The organism is Burkholderia sp. Bp9090, assembly GCF_003857985.1.
Classification (GTDB): domain Bacteria; phylum Pseudomonadota; class Gammaproteobacteria; order Burkholderiales; family Burkholderiaceae; genus Burkholderia.
On record NZ_QTPV01000065.1, the window covers coordinates 1 to 18793 of the forward strand.

14 protein-coding genes are annotated in these 18793 nt (G+C 68.2%); 6 read left to right on the top strand and 8 right to left on the bottom strand.

Going from position 1 to position 18793, the window contains the following annotated elements; all coding sequences use genetic code 11:
* Positions 1-63: 63 nt before the first annotated feature.
* The 7 genes from DIE16_RS34240 to DIE16_RS34270 form a co-directional block, all read right to left on the bottom strand.
* Positions 64-1311 carry an ROK family protein gene (locus DIE16_RS34240; RefSeq protein WP_124894268.1) on the bottom strand — a complete coding sequence of 416 codons (1248 nt, stop codon included), beginning with the start codon at positions 1309-1311 and terminating at the stop codon, positions 64-66.
* Positions 1312-1729: 418 nt separating this feature from the next.
* Positions 1730-2560 (bottom strand): aldo/keto reductase, encoded by an 831-nt coding sequence (locus DIE16_RS34245; protein WP_124646484.1) that lies wholly within the window; start codon positions 2558-2560, stop codon positions 1730-1732.
* A 62-nt stretch (positions 2561-2622) separates the two neighbouring features.
* Complete coding sequence (locus DIE16_RS34250) at positions 2623-4413, bottom strand: FAD-binding protein (RefSeq protein WP_124894269.1); 1791 nt, start codon at positions 4411-4413, stop codon at positions 2623-2625.
* A gap of 252 nt (positions 4414-4665) precedes the next feature.
* A complete protein-coding gene (locus DIE16_RS34255; RefSeq protein WP_124894270.1) occupies positions 4666-5508 on the bottom strand; it encodes a shikimate dehydrogenase in 843 nt (280 codons plus the stop codon).
* Positions 5505-8060, bottom strand: coding sequence for a branched-chain amino acid ABC transporter ATP-binding protein/permease (locus tag DIE16_RS34260; RefSeq protein WP_124894271.1), 2556 nt, complete (start codon positions 8058-8060; stop codon positions 5505-5507). The genes DIE16_RS34255 and DIE16_RS34260 overlap by 4 nt, the downstream gene beginning before the upstream one ends.
* Entirely contained in the window at positions 8057-8926 is an 870-nt protein-coding gene (locus DIE16_RS34265) for a branched-chain amino acid ABC transporter permease (RefSeq protein ID WP_124646488.1), read from the bottom strand. Before DIE16_RS34265 ends, DIE16_RS34260 begins: the two co-directional genes overlap by 4 nt.
* Positions 8927-9035: 109 nt before the next feature.
* Positions 9036-10334 carry an ABC transporter substrate-binding protein gene (locus DIE16_RS34270; protein ID WP_124530266.1) on the bottom strand — a complete coding sequence of 433 codons (1299 nt, stop codon included), beginning with the start codon at positions 10332-10334 and terminating at the stop codon, positions 9036-9038.
* Between the two features lie 214 nt (positions 10335-10548).
* Between DIE16_RS34270 and DIE16_RS34280 the strand changes: the two genes are divergently transcribed.
* Positions 10549-11595 carry a Gfo/Idh/MocA family protein gene (locus tag DIE16_RS34280; protein WP_124646489.1) on the top strand — a complete coding sequence of 349 codons (1047 nt, stop codon included), beginning with the start codon at positions 10549-10551 and terminating at the stop codon, positions 11593-11595.
* A 21-nt stretch (positions 11596-11616) separates the two neighbouring features.
* On the opposite strand, the gene DIE16_RS34285 is transcribed toward DIE16_RS34280, so the two are convergent.
* The gene (locus DIE16_RS34285) at positions 11617-12513 is read right to left on the bottom strand and encodes an NAD(P)-dependent oxidoreductase (protein ID WP_044848723.1); all 897 of its coding nucleotides are present in this window, start codon (positions 12511-12513) and stop codon (positions 11617-11619) included.
* A gap of 138 nt (positions 12514-12651) precedes the next feature.
* Here DIE16_RS34285 and DIE16_RS34290 point away from each other — a divergent pair, with 138 nt between their 5' ends.
* The 5 genes from DIE16_RS34290 (at position 12652) to DIE16_RS34310 (ending at position 18371) form a co-directional block, all read left to right on the top strand.
* Entirely contained in the window at positions 12652-14397 is a 1746-nt protein-coding gene (locus DIE16_RS34290) for an FAD-dependent oxidoreductase (RefSeq protein ID WP_124894272.1), read from the top strand.
* Positions 14394-15005, top strand: a complete 612-nt coding sequence (locus DIE16_RS34295) for an NIPSNAP family protein (RefSeq protein WP_124894273.1) — start codon at positions 14394-14396, stop codon at positions 15003-15005. Before DIE16_RS34290 ends, DIE16_RS34295 begins: the two co-directional genes overlap by 4 nt.
* A 39-nt stretch (positions 15006-15044) precedes the next feature.
* Complete coding sequence (locus DIE16_RS34300; protein WP_124572116.1) at positions 15045-15878, top strand: sugar phosphate isomerase/epimerase; 834 nt, start codon at positions 15045-15047, stop codon at positions 15876-15878.
* A 154-nt stretch (positions 15879-16032) separates the two neighbouring features.
* Complete coding sequence (locus tag DIE16_RS34305; protein WP_409364350.1) at positions 16033-17400, top strand: MFS transporter; 1368 nt, start codon at positions 16033-16035, stop codon at positions 17398-17400.
* 107 nt (positions 17401-17507) lie between these two features.
* Positions 17508-18371, top strand: a complete 864-nt coding sequence (locus DIE16_RS34310) for an IclR family transcriptional regulator (protein WP_124894274.1) — start codon at positions 17508-17510, stop codon at positions 18369-18371.
* Positions 18372-18793: the final 422 nt, after the last annotated feature.

Consider the following 18793-nt stretch of genomic DNA (forward strand, 5'->3'; position numbering starts at 1 on the left):
AGCGCGCGCACGGCCGGGAAGGTCTTGCTGATGCCGCGCATCTCGAGCAGCGGCCGGGGGGACTCAGAACGCGACATAAGCGACCTCTTGCGTATCCAGGCCTGCACCGCGCAGGATGCCGGAGCGTGGTGAGAAATTGAAGAACATCGGCAGCGTCGCGGCGCCGATCGCGCCGGCGTCGGCGCCGAACGAGCCGCGCACGAGTTCCGGCGCGCTGCGGGCTTCCGGCGTGATGTCGGCGAGCGCCACGCCCAGGCGTTGCATGAGCGTGTCGAGCAGGCCGGCATCGACGTCCGAATCGAGGACGACGACCGGCAAATCGAGTACGGATAGCGCCCCGCGCAGCGCGAACGCGAGCGCATCGACGCAATCGTCGATCCATTCGTCGACGGCCGGCACGTTGCGTGCGATGCAGTCGTCGAGATCCGCGCGGTTCTCGACCTGCTCGCCGCAATGGCGCAGATGACGAATCAGCGCGCTCAACGACGCACGCGTCAGGAGGATGTCCCACGCGCCGTGCGGCGCGGGCGCCGAGGGCAGGCGGCTCGGGTGTACGGGCATCACGGCGAAATCGCCGGCGTTGCCGGTGCGGCCGTGCAGGCAGTCGCCGTCGATCGCGATCCCGCCGCCGATCACCGGTCCGAGGAACAGATAGACGAAATTGTCGCGTTGCCGGCCGCAGCCATAGAACAGTTCGGCGATGGCGGCCGCATTGCCGTCGTTTTCGCTGAACACCGGCAGCGGAATGACACTAGCGAGTTCCCGGGCCAGGTCGATCTCGGCCCACGCGCGGAAGGCTTCGGCCGGCAGGCCGAGTTCGCGCAGCCAGCTCCCCAGGTTGAACGGATGGGCCACGCCGACGCCCGCCAGCCGATCGCGATCCTGCGCGGGCAGCAGCCGTTGCATCTCTTCGATGTCGCTGCGAACCAGTTCGAGCACGGTCGCGGGCGGAGGGAGCAGGGTGTCGTGGGAGCGGCGGCCGATGATCTCGCCCGCGAAGTTGACCAGCGCCGTTTCGATGCGCATGCGGTCGATGCGGACGCCGATGCCGAATGCCCCATTGGGATCGAGACGAATCAGCGACGCCGGCTGGCCGCGCTGGCCTTCGGTGCGGCCGGCGAATTCGATCAGTTTCGCGTCGGCGAGCGACGCGATGATGCCGCCGACAGCCGCACTCGTCATGTTCGCGTGGCGGGCGAGGTCGGCCTTCGACGCGCTGCCGGTACGGCGCAGCGTCTTCAGCAAAAGGCGCTCGTTGTAACGGCGCACGTTGACCGAGTTGCTGCCCTGGCCGATGTGCGGGCTTCGCATGGCGTCTCCCTCCATGTGGCGCCGCTTTCGGCGCATTAAATAAATCAAGTTGATTTATTTAAGCATGCGTTCGGCGTCCAGTCAGTTAGGTAAACCCCGGAAGACATGCTTGCGGAAGATGGCGGGTGCCAGGTCTTGATCGGTCAGGTGTTGACCGGCACAAATTCTGATTTATGGGGCCGGATTTGAATGCCTTGCGGGCATTGGCTCGCGGTGCAGGCGCGATGCAAAGCCCCAGTGCTGGCCAGTGCGATCTCCGGTCTGTCGGCGTCGATCGATTCGTCGACGCCGATCGGGTTCCGGCGCCTGTGATCGGGCCGGCACCCAGGTGAAGGGGCCGCGCGGCGTGGGCGACAGGCGTGCCGAAGCCGCGATTTCATCCCGTGCCCGCAACGATTGCCGACCCACACGCCGTTCCTTACATGGCCGGATCCCACTGCGGCGCGAACGCCGGACTCACGAGCCGCTGATTCTTCGGCAGGCCGGCGATCAGCGCCCGATCAGCGTCGTCGAGGTTCACGTCGAGCGATGCCAGATTGGCGAGCTGATTGCGTTGCCCGGCCGCCTTCGGCACGGCGGCCACGTTCGGCTGGTCGAGCAGCCATTTCAGCGCCACCTGGCTCGGCAGCACGCGATGCTTGTCGGCGATCCGCTGCAGTTCCGGGATCTCCGACACGCGGTTGCGCGCGAGCGGGCTGTACGCGATCAGCGCCATGTCATGTTGGCGCGCGAATTGCAGCAGCCGCGCCTGACCGAGCAGCACGTGATACTCGACCTGTATCGCGGCCAGTGGCGCCTGCATCTGTTCGACGACGGCGCGCAACAGCGCAAGCGGAAAGTTCGCGACGCCGATCGCGCGGGCGCGTCCCTGCTCCTTGAACGAAACGAGCGTGTCGATCGTCTCGGCAAGATTCCAGTCGGGCGCCGGCCAGTGGATCAGGAACAGGTCCACGTAGTCGCAGCGCAGCGCGCGCAAGGTGTCGTCGAGCGATTTCCGCATGCGTTCGGGGTTCAACTGGTCCCACCATACCTTGCTGGTCACGTGAATCTGCTCGCGCGGGACGTTCGAAGCGGCGATGGCGTTGCCGACCGCCGCTTCGTTCTCGTACGCGGCTGCGGTATCGATATGGCGATAACCCGACTCCAGTGCGAGCGCGACCGCGCGCGTGCATTCGTCGCCGAGCATGGGCCATGTGCCGAGCCCCAGTTTCGGCATGTTCAATCGATGGCGGTTGACGATGCGTTGCATGAACGACTCCTTCTCGATGGGGTGAGCCGGCGCGGCCTGCGCGTGCCGTGCCGGCGCGTTCGTCAGCGTTGCGCGCTGTCGCAGGTCGAGCGGTGCACCGCGTCCGCGGGTGATGTGCCCGTCGATGCCGCTTCGCGTCGCGCGACGAACTTCGCGATGCGCCAGCCGAATACGATGGCCGGGCCGAGCGTCGTGCCGGGGCCGGGGTACGTGCCGCGAAAGATCGACGCGAGATCGTTGCCGCACGCGAACAGGCCGGGGATCACGCGCCCGTCGACATCGATCACCTCGCCGTTCGCCGTGCCGCTCAACCCCGCGCTGCACGCGAGATCGGCCGGCCATACGGTCAGCGCATAGTAGGGGCCGGCGCCGATGGGGCGGATGCACGGATTCGGCTGTTGGGCCGGATCGCCGTTGAAGCGGCTCATCGGGCTGCTGCCGCGCTGGAATGCCGGATCCTCGCCATTGGCGGCGTCGCGATTGTAGGTCGCGACGGTGCGCGCCAGGCCGTTCGCATCCACCTGCAACTTAGCCGCCAGCTCGGCCAGCGTTGCACCTTTCACCAGATAGCCGGCGCGTTCGAATTCGGCGATGCGGACCGCACTGCGCGCCGGCATCAGCAGGCCGAGGCCATAGGTGCGAATGAACGCAGCATCGACGATCAGATGGGCCGGCACGCTCGGCCCGTTGCCGCTGTCGCGCAGCATGCCCATCACGAAGTCGTGGTATGAGTTCGATTCGTTGACGAAGCGCTCGCCGCGGCTGTTGACCGCGATGAGGCCGGGCTTCGCGCGATCGAGAATGATGTGCGGCCAGACGCTGTCGCCGTCGCTGCCCGTGGGGGCGCCCGGTGCGCGGCGGATCGAACACGGCATCCATAGCCCCGGGCTGTCGCCGCCGTTTTCGACCCGCGCATTGACGCGCTGTGCGCGGTCGACGCCGTCGCCGGTATGCGTATTCGGCGACAGCGACAGCGGCTGGGCCGCGGCAGGGAAGAACTGCCGGCGCAGCGACGGATGGCGCGCGATGCCGCCGGTCGCGAGCACCACGCCGCGCCGCGCGCCGATTCGCTTGCGGCCGCCATCCGGTGTCGTGACGATGGCGCCGGTGACGCGGCCGTTCTCGCGTACCAGTTCGAGCAGCGGCGTGTCGAAGCGAATCTCGACCTGGCGTTTGAGCAGGCTGTAATAGAGCCGGGCGGCGAGCGCGTTGCCCATCACCAGCTGCGTGCCGCGCGGAAAGCGCAGGCGATCCATCGCATAGCGCCCGACGACCGTGATCGTGCGCTTGAAGTTCGCGACCGACGCGAACGGCGCGAGCAGCGCATTGAGGTCGGCGCGCGCGACCATCATGCCGCCGAGGCCCATGAATTCCTTGCGCGGCGGGCGCACGCGCGCGAACGCGCGGCCGAGCACGCGCGCATCGAACGGCGCGGGCACGAGCGCCCGGCCGCCGTAGGCCGCGCCCGGGCCGTTGACGTAATCCGGATGTGCGGTGGCGGCGACGAACTTCACGTCGCTGATGCGCGCGAGTTCGTCGATCGCGTCGGGGCCGCTTTGCAGAAATGCTTCGCGCGCGTCGTCGCCGCCGCGCGCGCCGACCACCGACTGCAGGAAGCGGCGCGCATCGTCGACGCTGTCGGGCACGCCCGCGGCGACGCTCAAGCGTGTGCCCGGCACCCAGGTCGTGCCGCCCGACGTGGACGTGATGCCGCCCACCGCGGCGGTTTTTTCGCATATCAGGACGGCGAGCCCCTCGTGATGCGCGACGAGCGCGGCTGTCATGCCCGCCGCACCTGCGCCGAACACCAGCAGGTCCACCTCTTCGTCCCAACCCTGTTGCACTGCAGCCATGTCCACGTCTCCTTCGTTTCGTTCCGCCGCACGTCCGGATTCGTGCGCGCGGCGGAAAAGGCTTCGATCTTTGTGGAATGTTATTCCAATAACAAATAAAGTGGAATAGTGTTCCGAAATATGTCCGGAAGACGAGGCGCGACTTCATTCAGGGTGCACGATGCCTGCACCGGCTGCGCGTCGACGCCGGCGCGGCGGAAACGATTCGGCAGGCCGCGCCGCGCATGACGATCGCGACCTGTCCACATGTACTCAGGCGGCGGTATCGACCAGGAATGCGACCATTCGATCGCAGACCCGCGCGAACATCTGCGTGCCCGTGACGGTTCGGCAACCGCGGGCACGCGCTGCCTCGATGAACGGCGTGAGCGGCGGCTTCGTGACGACGTCGCCGACGAACGCGGCGGCCGGCACGCGCGAGACGTCGACGGGCAGCGGATCGTCCGGCCGCATGCCCATCGGCGACGCATTGACGATCACGTCGAACGATTCGGCTGCGACCTCCGCGCCGGCGACGCGCACCGTGCCGCGTTGCAGCGTGGCCAGCCGCTCGACCAGCGACGCGGTGCGGCCGGCATCGTTGTCGCGCACGTCGAGCGACGTGACACCCGCCATCACCAGCGCATGGCCGATTGCCGAGCCTGCGCCGCCCGCGCCGACCAGCAGTGCGCGCTTGCCGCGCAGGTCGCAGCCTTCGTCGCCGAGCGCGGCCACGAAACCGGTGCCATCGAACATGTCGCCGTGCCAGCCGCCTTCGGCGGTGCGTCGTAGCGTATTCGCCGCGCCGAGGAATGCCGCTTCATCGGACAGGCGCGAGCAGAACCCGGCGGCGCTGAATTTGTGCGGCACGGTGATAATCACGCCGTCGACGTTGCGCATCGGTGTGATGCCCGCGAAGAACGCCGCAAGATCGGCCGGTGCGACATGAGCGGGAACGACCAGCGCGTCGAGTCCGGCCTCGCGCAGCGCGGCCGTCACGCCTTTCGGCGAACGGACCTGCGCGATCGGATCGCCGACGATGAAATGAATGCGGGTCGCACCGCTCAGGCCTTCGTCGAGCGAAACCGGGGCGGTCGGGGTCAAGGGGGCTGTCATGCTGTTTTCATCTCCTGGGTTGAACCGGCCTCGTCGTGTACGATGCCGAGCAATTTCGCCTGGGTGGCGGTGTCCTGTTCGAGCGCGACCGCGCTGCTTTCGTGCGCGACGCGACCGTTGACGAGCACGTACGCGCGATCCGCGATCGGCAGCACCATGTCGGCCTGGTGCTCGACGATTACGACGCTCGCGCGCTCGCGCAGCTTGACTACCGCGTCGAGCACTTCCTGTACGACGGCGGGCGCGAGCCCCTCGAACGGTTCGTCGAGCAGGATCGCCTTCGCCGGCGCCATCAGCGCGCGCGCGATCGCCACCATCTGTCGTTCGCCGCCGGACAGATGTTCGGCGCGCGCATCCTTGCGCGTCGCGAGTCGCGGGAACAGCGCGAACATCTCGTCGACGCTCGCGCCGCCCTTGCGTGCGGCGAGCCGCAGGTTCTCGGCGACCGTGAGGTTCGGGAACAGGCGGCGGCCCTCGGGCACCATCGCGAGGCCGAGACGATTGATCTCGTGCGCGGGGCGCCCGGTGATGTCGTGGCCGTCGAACACGATGCGCCCGGCCGTCACGTCGGCGACGCCGGTCGCGGCGCGCAACGTCGTCGTCTTGCCGACGCCGTTGCGTCCGAGGATCGCAATCACTTCGCCTTCGTGGAGCGTGAGGTCGATGCCGTCGAGGATCGTGTTGCCGGTATAACCGGCCTTCACGCCTTCGAGGCACAGCAGCGGGCGTCGCGCCGGTGCGGCATCTTCGTGCTGTGCGCCGCGTCGGGCGGCCAGCCTCGCATCGACCGGCCGCTCGCCCTTCGCGTGGCCCAGGTAGGCTTCGATCACCTCGGGATGGCGCGCGACTTCGGCCGGCGAGCCATCGGCGATCAGCCGGCCGCGATGGAGCACGCTGACGCGATCGGAAATCGTCAGCACGCGATCGATGTCGTGCTCGATCAGCAGCACCGCGTGATGGTTGGCCAGCTCGCGGATGATCGCTGCCACGCGCACGCGATCGGCTTCGGCAAGCCCCGCGAGCGGCTCGTCGAGCAGCAGCAGGCGTGCGCGAGTCGCGAGCGACAGCGCGATTTCGAGCAGGCGCTGCTCGCCGTGCGACAGGCTTTCGCAACCATGCGCCGCGCGCTCGACCAGCCCGACCGTCGCGAGCAGCGACCAGGTCATCTCATTCTGTTCGCCGAGCGTGTGCGCGTCGCGCCACAGGCCGAGGCGATCGTGCTGCGCGGCCTGCACCGCGACGCGCACGTTCTCGAACACGGTGAGATTGCGAAATACGCTGAGGATCTGGAACGAGCGACTCATGCCGAGCCGCACGCGGCGGAACATGGCGAGCTTCGTCACGTCCTTGCCGTCGAACGTGATCGTGCCGGCCGTCGGCGACAGCACGCCCGTCAGCATGTTGAAGAACGTGGTCTTGCCCGCGCCGTTCGGGCCGATGAAGCTGTGCAGCCGGCACGGATGGACGTCGAGGTCGATCCGTTCGGCGGTCACGAGCGAGCCGAAACGCTTCGACAATCCGCGCACGCTCAGCACGGGCGTGGCGGGATCGGTCTCGACGCCGCCCGCGCGATACGGCGCGATCGTGGCGGGGCGCACGGGAATCGTGTCGCGCACGAGGGTCCAGCGCGGACGTCGCAACAGCCGCTGCGCGATGCCGTGGATGCCCTCGGGCGAGAAGAACGCGAACGCGATGACGATCGGCGCGAAGATCAGCCACCAGTGCTCGGTCAGGCTGCTGAGCTTGTCTTCGAGCAGGATGAACGCGATCGCGCCCCACAGCGGCCCGAGAAACTGGTGGACACCGCCGAGCACGGTCATCAGCAGGCTGTCGCCCGCGTGCTCCCAGCTCAGGTTGTTCGCGTACGCGCCCTGCAGCATCAGGCACAGCAGGCCGCCCGCGTAGCCGATCACCGCAGCCGAGATCACGAACGCGCGCAGCTTGAGCCGATACGTGTCGTAGCCGAGGCTCGCCGCGCGCTGCTCGTTGTCGCGCAGTGCCTGCAGCGCCCGTCCGAACGGCGCGTGCACGAGGCGCCATAGCAGACAGGCGATGGCGATCACCGTCACGCATGCGAATACGTGGAAGCCGACGGTCGTCGGGAAGGTCGGGCGCGGCACGTTCTGCAGGCCGTTTTCACCGCCGGTCACATCGGTCCACTTGAATGCGATCTCGAACGCGATCTGCGAACAGGCGAGGGTGAGCAGCGAGAAGTAGAGCCCACGCCGGCGCAACACAACCGCACCGATCAGCGCGGCGAGCACGGTCGTCACGATCACGGTGGCCGCCAGCGCGAGCAACTCGTTGCCCAGCACGCGCAGCAGCGACACGGCGACCAGGTACGTGGCCGTGCCGAAGAACACCGATGCGCCGAACGGGACGAGCCCCGTATACGCGACCAGCAGGTTCACGCCCATCCCGTAGAGCGTGTAGATCGCGATCTGGGTTGCGCGCTCGAGCGGCGTGCCGGTCGCGGTGAGGGCAAGCGACACGAGGACGAGCGCGGTGGTCAGCACTGCAACCGGATGGCGGGTCAGATAATCGAATTTCATTCGAAGCGCTCCCAGCGTTCACCAAACAGCCCGCGAGGGCGCACGAGAAGGACGAGTGCCATCAGCGCGTACATCGCGACCGACGAAGCCGCCGGAAAGAACTGGACGGCCAGCGCGGTCGCGATGCCGACCAGCAGGCCCGCGACCACCGCGCCGGCGAACGAGCCGAGCCCGCCGATCGTGACGATCACGAACGCGGGCATCACGGCGGTCGTCGCCATCCCCGGCGTGACCGTGACGAGCGGCGCCGCGAGCACGCCCGCGGCACCCGCGAGCAGCGCGCCGAGCGCGAACGCGCCGGTCAGCACGCGCGGCAGGTTGATGCCGAGCAGGCCGACCATTTCAGGATCGCGGCTGCCGGCGCGCAGGATCCGCCCGTATGGCGTGTAGTTCATGAACCACCACAGCACGACGAGGATCGCGATCGTCGCGGCGAGCACGAACAGTCGATACTTCGTGATCAGCAGCGGCCCGTATACGAGAAACCCGTTGAGCATCCCGGGCGGACTGAACGGCAGCCCGCCCGCGCCCCACACGAGGCGAACCAGTGCGGTGAGCAGCAGCGACAGCGCGAACGTGACGATCAGGCCGAGGAGCGGCTCCTTGCCGTACAGGCGCCGGATGAACACCAATTCGATCAGCACGCCCACCGCCGCGACGAGCACCGGTGCGAGCACGACGGCGGCCCATCCGAACTGCGTCGACAGTGCGATCGCGAAATACGCGCCGAGCGCGAAGAGCGCGCCATGCGCGAAATTCACGATGCCCAGCAGCCCGCAGATGATCGACAGTCCGATCGCGAGCAATACATAGAGGAATCCCAGCACCAGTCCGTTGGCGACCTGGGACAACAACATTTCAGCCATGCCCTTACTCCAGAGTGCGGCTCGCCGCCGCCGCGCCGCGCCGCGTCGTGACGGGCGAGCGGCGGGCCGCGACGCGCGCGGGATACGCTTGGGGCGGCGGCGCGCGGGCTCAGCGCGCGGCCATCTTGCAGCCGATCTCCTCGCGTGTGCCGAAGAGACGGTCGAGGTCGCCGGGGTTCTGCGGCACGACGGAGATCGGGTCGAGCCAGTCCCATTTGTCGCCGATCCGGTCCTTCACCTTGAACACGCTCCAGCGCCGCAACAACTGGTGGTCCCACGGGCGGAAGTAGGCGGCGCCGCTGCCGTCGGCGAGCTGAATGGTCTCCAGGCTCTGCACGATGTCCGCGCCGGACGTGCTCTTCGCGTGGTTGATCGCCTGCAGCAGTGCGCGCGCCGTGAACCAGCCGATCCAGGCCTTGTCGGCCGGCGGCTTGCCGTACTTCGCCGTGTACTTCCTGATGAACGCAACTTCTTCCGGCGCATGGCCCGGCGAGCTGAAATGCCACGGCTTGCCGTAGTAGCCGGTGGCGGCGTCGGCGTTGATCGACCAGAGATCCGAGTCGCCGATGATCGGGCACGCCACCGGGATGCGGCCTTTCATGCCCATTTCCGCGTATTGCTTCAGGAACGTCGACAGGTCGCCGCCCGGCAGCCCGAGCAGCACGACATCGGGTTTCGACTGGCGGATCTTCAGGATGAACGAGCTGAAGTCGGTGGTGTTGAGCGGCGTGACGTCGGCGCCGGTGATGACGCCGCCGGCCTGTTTCAACAAGTCGGACATCGCGCGCTGAATGTCCTGCCCGTACGCATAGTTCGCGACGAGGAAGTGCCATTTCTTGCCGATCGCGAGCATCGACGGCGCGAGTGCGCGGCATGCGACGGGCGTCGGGCTCAGCACGCGGAACGTGTACGGGTTGCAACTGCTGCCGGTCAGCTCGCGCGCGGCGGCGTTCGGCGCGATGTAAGGCGTCCTGGTGCGCCATGCGACCGACGACATCGCGAGCGACGTGCCGCTGTTCGTGCCGCCGATCACCGCGATCGCGTGGTCCTGCTCGACGAGCTTCTGCATGTTCTGCTGCGCCGACTGCGGGTTCGGTTCGTCGTACCAGACGAGATCGACGCGCCGGCCGCGCGCCTGGTTGCCCGCCTCCTCGAGCGCGAGCTTGACGCCGTTCGCGATCACTTCGCCTTGTTCGGTCCACACGCCCTGCTTGGCCATCAGCAGGCCCAGCTTCAGCGGTTGCTCGCCCTGCGCGCGCACGATCGCCGGCGCGGCGAGCGCCGCGGCCCCGCCCGCGAGCGCCTTGCCCGCGGTGACGAGCCACGCGCGGCGCGACGCCGCCGGGTGGTCGGGCACGTCTGCCGGGGCGCCGGAAAGGGTGTCGTTCTGCTCGTGCTGATCAGTCATGTGTCTGGCCTCCTGTTTCCTGGTCAAGGTTCGATTCCGTGCGGTCCGTGGGCGGGCCGCGCGACACGTGTCGAATTTTCGTGAATTCTGGTTAGAAGTGGAATAGCATTCAACAATCAAAGAAGGTTTCAATAAATCGGGGTATTCACCCGGTCGATCCGGAAGACGAACGGCTCGACGCGACACGTACGCCCCGCACAACGGAGATGAAGCGATGGCAAGAAGACGGCTGGCAGTGATCGGTGCAGGCGCAATCGGGCGGATGCACGTGGAGCGCGCGCGCACGCATGCGCAGGTGGAAGTCGCGGCGATCGCCGATCCGTCGCCGGCGGCCGAGCAGTTCGCGCGTGCCGAGGGGCTGCGCTGGTTCGCCGACTACGCGACGATGCTCGACGCGATGCGCCCGGACGGCGCGATCGTCGCGACGCCGAATGCGACGCATGTCGAGGTCGGCCTTGCCTGCATCGCGCGCGGCGTGCCGGCGCTGATCGAGAAGCCGGTGTCGGACAGCGTCGCGGCGGCGGCGGGCCTCGGTCGCGCCGCACGCGAAGCCGGTGTGCCGCTGCTGGTCGGCCATCATCGCCGCCACAATCCGGTCTTGCGGCGCGCGCGAGAGATCGTGCAGTCGGGGCGGCTCGGCAAACCCGTCGCGGCCAATGCGCTCGCGACGTTCTACAAGCCCGACGCGTATTTCGACATCGAATGGCGTCGTCGCGCGGGCGGCGGCCCGGTGTTGACCAACCTGATTCACGACATCGACATCATGCGGTTCCTGCTCGGCGAGATCGTCGAGGTGCAGGCCCAGGCGTCCAATCGCGTGCGCGGTTTCGACGTGGAAGACACGGCCGCCGTGCTGCTGCGCTTCGACAGCGGCGCGCTCGGCACGCTGGCCGTGTCCGACTGCGCGACCTCGCCGTGGAACTGGGATCTCGCGGCGGGCGAGGCCGCGCACTATCCGCGCCAGCAGGTGAACACGCATTTCCTGATCGGCACCGATGCGTCGCTCACGCTGCCGCAGCTCGATCTGTGGGAATACCGCAGCGGGAAGGGCTGGCACGATCCGTTGACGGTCGAGCGCTGCACGCCGCATGGCGCCGATCCGTATCACGAGCAGTTGCGCCACTTCGCGGCGGTGATCGCGGGCGCCGAGGCGCCGCTGTGTCCGGCCGACGACGCCGCGCGCACGCTCGCGGCGACGCTCGCCGTGCATCGCGCGGCTGCGACGCGCACGGGCGTTGCACCCGCGGACGTCGTCGCGTAGCCGCGGGGAGCGGGCGCCGGCCTAGCGCTGGCGCCGGTAGAACGCCACCGTCTGCCGCAGTCCGTCGTCGAGCGCGGTCCGCGGCAGGCCGGGCAGCAGGCGGTCGAGCGCGGGGTCGTCGGGGAACGCCGTCGCGATCGGCAGCGGCGGGCCGCCGGCATCGATGTGCGCACCCGGCACGAGGGCCGCGATCCGTTCGATCAGCGTGTTCACCGGGGTGATCTCGCCCGCCAGCGTGAAGGCGTGTGCGCCCTCGATGTCGGCCAGCAGCGCGGCCTCGTAAGCGGCGGCGACGTCGTCGGCGAACACGAGGCCCGTCGCGCCGGTAAACGGAATCGTGTAGCGCTCGCCGCGCGCGGCCGCCCGACAGGCCAGGCTCGGCCCCGCGCTCGATCCGGTCTCGCGTCCGGCCCCATAGACCACGAGCGGACGGAAGCCCACGCTCGCGATCCCGTGGTCGTGCCAGTACGCGCGTGCCGATCCTTCGCACGCCAGCTTGAACGCGCCGTAGTGTGTTTGCGGCAACGGCACGGCGCCGTCGTCGGGGCCGAATACGCCGGCGCTGCTCGCATAGAGCACGCGTCGCAGCCCGGCCGAGCGTGCGGCCTCGAATACGTTCAGCGTGCCGATCAGGTTGACCCGCGCGCCGCGCACGGGATCGGCCGCGCAGTCGGGCGTGAGGATGCCTGCGAGATGGATCGCCGCGTCGCAGCCGTCGAAGGCGTGCGCCGTGGCGGCTGCGTCGGCGATGTCGCCGGTGCGCCAGCGTACGGCCGCGGCCCGTTCGGGCGCGAGCGCCTCGACGAGGCGCGGGTTCGTGCGCACGTCGAAGCTCACGCATTCCATGCCGCGCGCCAGCAGCCTCCTGATGATCCATGCGCCGAGAAAACCGCTGCCGCCCGTTACCAGTACTCGCATTGCGTTGCCTCCCTGTCGTCACAAAGTCTTTGCGAAATCCGATTGAGTGGAATAGTATTCCACTTCGCAATGATATTCCATAGACGTCGCGATCGTGTCGCATCCGGCGTTGGAGATACTGAACGGGCAGGACTGAACATGAAGCGTGAACCGATACTCGATTGCGACGTGCTGGTACTGGGCTCCGGCGCGGGCGGCCTCGCGGCGGCCGTCACGGCGGCGGCGCGGGGCCTGGGCGTGATCGTCGCCGAGAAGGAGGCCGTGTTCGGCGGCACCACCGCGTGGTCGGGCGGATGGATGTGGATTCCGCGCAATCCGCTCGCGACGCGTGCCGGCATTCGCGAGGACATCGACGCGCCGCGCACGTACCTGAAGAACGAGCTGGGCGCGCAGTTCGATGCGGCGAAGGCCGATGCGCTGCTCGAACGCGGCCCGGAGATGATCGAATTCTTCGAGCGGAACACGGCGCTGCGCTTCGTCGACGGCAACCGCATTCCCGATTTCCATACCACGCCGGGCGCCGGCACGGGCGGGCGCTCGGTCTGCGCGATGCCGTACGACGGCCGTGAACTGGGCCCGCTGATCGACAAGCTGCGCACACCGCTGTCGGTGACGACGCTCAAGGGGATGGCACTCGCGTCCGGCCAGGATCTCGCGCATTTCTATCGCGCGACGCGCTCGCTGAGCTCCGCGCTGCATGTCGGCCGCCGGCTGGCCGCGTTCGCGTGGCACAAGCTGCGTTACGGGTGCTCGATGCATCTCGTCAACGGCAATGCGCTCGTCGCGCGCCTGTTGAAGTCGGCCGCCGATCGCGGGGTCGACCTGCGCACCCATGCGAAGGCGATCGGCCTGCTGCGCGACGACGTGCGCGTGACCGGCGCCCGCGTGGCGATCGACGGCATCGTGCACGAGGTGCGCGCGGCGCGCGGCGTCGTGCTGGCTTGCGGAGGCTTCCCTCACGATCAGGCGCGGCGTGCGCAGACGTTCGCGTATACGCCGTCGGGCCGCGAACACTGGTCGGCGGCGCCGCTCTGCAATACCGGCGACGGGATCCGGCTCGGCGAATCGATCGGCGCGCATTTCGACCGGTCGCTCGATGCGCCGGCCGCGTGGGCGCCCGTCTCGCTGGTGCCGCAACCGGGCGGCGACGCCGTCGCGTTTCCGCATCTGATCGAACGCGCGAAGCCGGGCGTGATCGCGGTGACACGCGCGGGCAAGCGCTTCGTGAACGAGGCATCGTCGTATCACGACTTCATTGCCGCGCTGCTCGACACGACGCCGGCCGGCGAGGAAGTGTGCGCGTGGCTCGTCTGCGACCATCGCTTTCAGCGGCGCTATGGGCTCGGTTTCTCGAAGCCGTTTCCGTTCCCGACCGGCCCGTACCGGCGCTCGGGCTATCTGAAGCGCGGCGCGACGCTCGACGCGCTCGCGCGCGAATGCGGAATCGACGCCGCTTCGCTGGTGGACACGGTATCGGCCTACAACCAGTACGCGAAGCAGGGTTGCGATCCGGCGTTTCACAAGGGCTCGACGCCGTACAACCGCGTGCAGGGCGATGCCGACCGGCAGCCGAACCCGTGTCTCGCGCCGATCGACGCGGGGCCGTTCTATGCGGTGAAACTGCTGCCGGGCAGCCTCGGCACGTTCGCGGGCCTGGCCACCGACCGCGACGCGCGCGTGCTCGACCACGCCGGCCGTGCGATCGCCGGCCTCTACGCGGTCGGCAACGATTCCGCCAGCATGATGGGCGGCTGCTATCCCAGCGGCGGCATCACACTCGGCCCGGCGATGACGTTCGGTTATCTCGCCGGCCTTTCTCTCGCCGACGCCGCGCCCGAACTCGCGCGTGCCGGCATCGATTCATCCACGAGGACAACGCAATGAGACTGTATGACGTAGTGACGCTCACGGTGAAGATCGGCGCGAACGCGCAGGTCTTCGAAGGGATTCAGGCCAGCGGCGATCCGCACGGCGGCAGGCTGCTCGGCGCGTGGTACTCGGACATCGGCACGCTCGGTCAGGTGCTGGTGCTGCGCGGTTATGAATCGGAGGCCGCGCTCGTCGCCGAGCGCAAGCGGATGCTGCTCGAAGGCAACCCGTTCGGCTGCGGCGAATCGATCATCGACGTGAAGACGGCCAGCTATGCGCTGTTCCCGTTCCTGCCGCCGATCGAACCGGCCGTGCACGGCGGCATCTATGAGATGCGCGTATATGGCACGAAGCTCGGCAGCCTGCAGCACACGATCGACGTGTGGGAGCAGGCGGTGCCGGAGCGCACCCGCCGCTCGCCGCTGGTCGGCGCGATGTATGCGCTCGACGGCGACACGCCGCGGTTCCTGAACATCTGGCCGTATGCGAGCGTGGACGAGCGTTCGCGCATTCGCGCCGAAGCGGTCAAGGACGGCATCTGGCCGCCGAAGGGCGGCCCGGCCCACCTCACGACCATGGAATCGACGATCTGCATGCCCGCGCCGTTTTCGCCGTTGCGCTGAACGTGCCGCGTATTGCGCCATGACGCTCAAGGAGACGATATGACCCAGCCTCAATTCCGCGCGCTGTCGCTGTCGGCGCTGACCGTGCTCGAACTGAGCCCGCCGCAGATGGTGCGATGCGCCGTCGACGCCGGCTACGACTACGTCGGCCTGCGACTGCTGCCGGCCACCGACACCGAGGTTCGCCACGAGATCGTCGGCGATACGCCGCTCAGGCGCGAAACGCTGGCGGTCCTGCGCGATACGGGCATGCGTGTGCTCGACGTCGAGATCGCGCGCCTGAAGCCCGATACCGACGTGACGCACTACCTGCCGATGCTCGAAACGGCGGCGGAGCTCGGCGCGCGCTACGTCCTCGTGGCCGGCAACGATCCCGACGAGGCGCGCACCGTCGACCGGCTCGGCCGGCTGTGCGACCTGGCCGCGCCGCTCGGCCTGTCGCCGTCGCTGGAGCCGATGCCGTGGACCGACGTGAAGGACATCGGCGCCGGCGCGCGCATCGTCGACGCGTGCGGCCGGCGCAACACCGGATTGATCGTCGATCCGATCCACTTCGATCGTACCGGCTCGTCGCTCGACGCGTTGCGCGCGTTGCCGCACGCGTACTTCGGCTACGTCCAGTTCTGCGATGCGCCGGCCGAACGACCGACCGACGTCGACACGCTGCTGTTCCAGGCACGCTGCGCGCGGATGGTGCCGGGCGAGGGCGGTCTCGACCTTGCGGGCATCCTGCGCGCGCTGCCCGCTCACCTGCCGGTGAGCGTCGAGGTGCCGAACGAAGCGTGGGCGAAGACGACGCCTGCCGTCGAGCGCGCGCGCCGCCTGCGTGAAGCCACCGTTGCCGTGATCGATGCGGCGGCCGTGCCGGCCTGATCGCGCGGCGGCCGCCTTCTCGACGCAACGGGCCTGATCGGCGCCAGGCATCGCGCCGGCGCGCGGATCGGGCATTCGATACGACAACAAGAACAGCATCTCCGGAGACATCAGCATGACTTCCTCGCAGACGGCCCGACGGCCGAAACATTTCATTCAGGAAAGCGAATCGAACGACGCGCGCTCACTCGACGTTCAGCAATTTCTCGATACGCGGCCGGTGGGCCGGTTCCAGTGGCTCGTGCTGGTGTTGTGCATGCTGATCGTGATGCTCGACGGGCTCGACACGGTGATGATCGGCTTCATCGCGCCGTCGATTTCCGGCGCGTGGTCGATTCCGCGTGACGCGCTGGGCCCGGTGATGAGCGGTGGCCTGCTCGGCCTCGCGTTCGGCGCGCTCACGGCCGGCCCGATGTCCGACCGCTTCGGCCGCAAGACGGTGATGGTCAGCGCGGTGATGTTCTTCGGCCTGTGGAGCATTGCATCGGCGTTTGCGACCGGCGTGGTGTCGCTGACGGTGCTGCGCTTCCTGACCGGCATCGGCCTGGGCGCGTCGATGCCGAACGCGGCCACGCTGATGGCTGAATATGCGCCGCCGCGGCGGCGCGCGCTGATGGTGACGGCCGTGTTCTGCGGCTTCACCTTCGGCGCGGCGGGCGGCGGTTTCGTGAGCGCGTGGATGATCGAAACGTGGGGCTGGCATTCGGTCCTGCTGCTCGGCGGCGTGCTGCCGATCGCGTACGTGCCCATCCTCGTCAAATGGCTGCCGGAATCGGCACGGTATCTCGCGCTGTCGGAGCGGCGCCGCGCACGGCTCATCGGCGTGCTGAATCGCATACAGCCGGCAGTCGCCGACGCACGGACGCGGTTCGTGTCCGCCGAACCGGCGCGCGACGTGCGTAGCCCCGTTCGCGCGATTCTGTCGCGCGAACATGCGTTCGGCACGGTGATGCTGTGGATCTGCTACTTCGCGGGATTGCTGACCGTCTATCTGCTCGGCAACTGGCTGCCGACGCTGATTCGCGGTCTGGGTTTTTCGCTGGCCGAGGCGGCGATCGTCGGCGCGCTGTTCCAGGCGGGCGGAACGGTCGGCTCGTTGCTGATCGGCTGGCAGATGGACCGGTTCAATCCGCACGCCGCGCTCGGCGCGACCGTGCTCGCCGGCGGCGCGCTGGCCTGGTACATGGGTGTGTCGGCTCATCCGTTCGGCGTCATCTGCGTGCTCGCGTTCGGCATCGGGTACTGCATGAACGGTTCGAATACGGGCTTCTGCGCGCTGGCGGCCGGCTCCTATCCGACCGAAATGCGGGCCACCGGGACGAGCTGGATGCTCGGGGTCGGCCGTTTCGGCGGCATCGCGGGCGCGATGCTGGGCGCGGCCATGCTCCATGCGAACTGGAGTTTCGGCCAGGTCTTCGCGGCGCTTGCGGTGCCTGCCGCCGTGGGCGGCGCGGCGGTGCTGCTCAAGGGCGCGCGCCATCGCGGGAGGTTCGTGGCCGTGAGCGGGGCTGCCGGCCACTGACGGCGAGCGCGGCGCCACGGCGGGGGGCGGTGTCGCGCAAATTCTCTTGAATTCCAGTATGGAATTGTGTTCTTATTTGACATTCACCATACGGACGAGAAGGCGCCATGGCAGGAAATCTCGAGCGTGCGCTCGCAGTGCTGGAATTGCTGGCGAAGAACGGCGGCCGCATGCCGCTGGCCACCATTGCCGATACGCTGAACATTCCCCGCAGCGGCACGCATCGCCTGCTGTCGATGCTGATCGACGAGGGGTTCGTCCGTCAGGACGAGGAGCACGGCGAGTACATGCTGGCGCTGAAGCTGGTGTCGCTCGCGCTGATCTATCTGTCGACGAGCGGGGTGTTCGACATTTCCCAGCCGGTGCTCGATCGCCTGGCCGAGTCGTCGGGCGAACTGGCACGGCTGGGCGTGGTCGAGGACGATCACATCACGTTCGTCGGCAAGGCGCAGGGTGCGAAGTCCGGGCTGCGTTACGACCCGGACATGGGCAGCCAGCCGCCGCTGCATTGCACCGCGAGCGGCCAGGCGTGGCTCGCGACGCTGCCCGACGAGCGCGCGATCGAACTGGTGTCGAGGCAGGGCGGCCTCGGCGCGAAGGCGCAGAATGTCCCGCGCGCACCGAAGACGATCCAGCAGTTCCTGAAGGATCTGAACGGCGCGCGCGAGCGTGGCTACGGGATGGCGATCGAGACGTACGAGGTCGGCATGACGTCGATCGCGGCGGCCGTGCGCAATCCGGTCACGAACGAAGTGGTCGGTATCGTGAGCCTCGCCGGGCCGACGAGCCGCCTGCCGGAATCGCGCCTGAAGGAACTCGCGCCGCTATTGCTCGCGGCTGCGTCGGACATGAGCGCGGCCACGCTGGGTTCGCCGTGGTTCAAGCGGACGGGCACGGCGGCTGCCCCGGCGGAAGTGGCGCCGGTCGCGGCAGCAAAGGCGACGACGCGCAGGCGTGCTTCAAAGCGCTAGTGTGTCGCGCCGGGAGGTTGGCGCGACGCGTCTCATGTGCATCGTCGGTCAGTGAATTGCTGGCGATGACCGGCGCGAACGGCAATTTGCGGTTTGCAGCCGGTACGAATCCACGGGCAGATCGAATACTCGGGGCCCTTACTGATGATCTCCAGCGCCCTCGCCGCGCCACGGGAAATCACATCGTCGAATCGCACGGGCCCCTCTCTTCTCAAGGCGAGCAGACACTGAACATTCCGCCATCCAGGTAAGCCAGGACGATATCGACGCCTCTGGCGCTTTCAATCGCGGGACACCTGCCCGGCCTCCTGTCGATGCTCGCTAGCAACGCCGTCTGCCGACCCGAGCATGATGTTATCCGGGGCCACAACAAAAAAACTTGACGATGAGAGCATATGCTCCTAACCTTCGTCTCAAGGGAG

Excerpts from the sequence above, each read along its gene's own strand:
- DIE16_RS34255 (WP_124894270.1), bottom strand. The coding sequence starts at position 5,508 with ATGACAGCCCCCTTGACCCCGACCGCCCCGGTTTCGCTCGACGAAGGC.
- DIE16_RS34265 (WP_124646488.1), bottom strand. The coding sequence starts at position 8,926 with ATGGCTGAAATGTTGTTGTCCCAGGTCGCCAACGGACTGGTGCTGGGA.
- DIE16_RS34310 (WP_124894274.1), top strand. The coding sequence starts at position 17,508 with ATGGCAGGAAATCTCGAGCGTGCGCTCGCAGTGCTGGAATTGCTGGCG.
- DIE16_RS34260 (WP_124894271.1), bottom strand. The coding sequence starts at position 8,060 with ATGAAATTCGATTATCTGACCCGCCATCCGGTTGCAGTGCTGACCACC.
- DIE16_RS34290 (WP_124894272.1), top strand. The coding sequence starts at position 12,652 with ATGAAGCGTGAACCGATACTCGATTGCGACGTGCTGGTACTGGGCTCC.
- DIE16_RS34295 (WP_124894273.1), top strand. The coding sequence starts at position 14,394 with ATGAGACTGTATGACGTAGTGACGCTCACGGTGAAGATCGGCGCGAAC.
- DIE16_RS34280 (WP_124646489.1), top strand. The coding sequence starts at position 10,549 with ATGGCAAGAAGACGGCTGGCAGTGATCGGTGCAGGCGCAATCGGGCGG.
- DIE16_RS34245 (WP_124646484.1), bottom strand. The coding sequence starts at position 2,560 with ATGCAACGCATCGTCAACCGCCATCGATTGAACATGCCGAAACTGGGG.
- DIE16_RS34285 (WP_044848723.1), bottom strand. The coding sequence starts at position 12,513 with ATGCGAGTACTGGTAACGGGCGGCAGCGGTTTTCTCGGCGCATGGATC.
- DIE16_RS34240 (WP_124894268.1), bottom strand. The coding sequence starts at position 1,311 with ATGCGAAGCCCGCACATCGGCCAGGGCAGCAACTCGGTCAACGTGCGC.
- DIE16_RS34250 (WP_124894269.1), bottom strand. The coding sequence starts at position 4,413 with ATGGCTGCAGTGCAACAGGGTTGGGACGAAGAGGTGGACCTGCTGGTG.
- DIE16_RS34270 (WP_124530266.1), bottom strand. The coding sequence starts at position 10,334 with ATGACTGATCAGCACGAGCAGAACGACACCCTTTCCGGCGCCCCGGCA.
- DIE16_RS34300 (WP_124572116.1), top strand. The coding sequence starts at position 15,045 with ATGACCCAGCCTCAATTCCGCGCGCTGTCGCTGTCGGCGCTGACCGTG.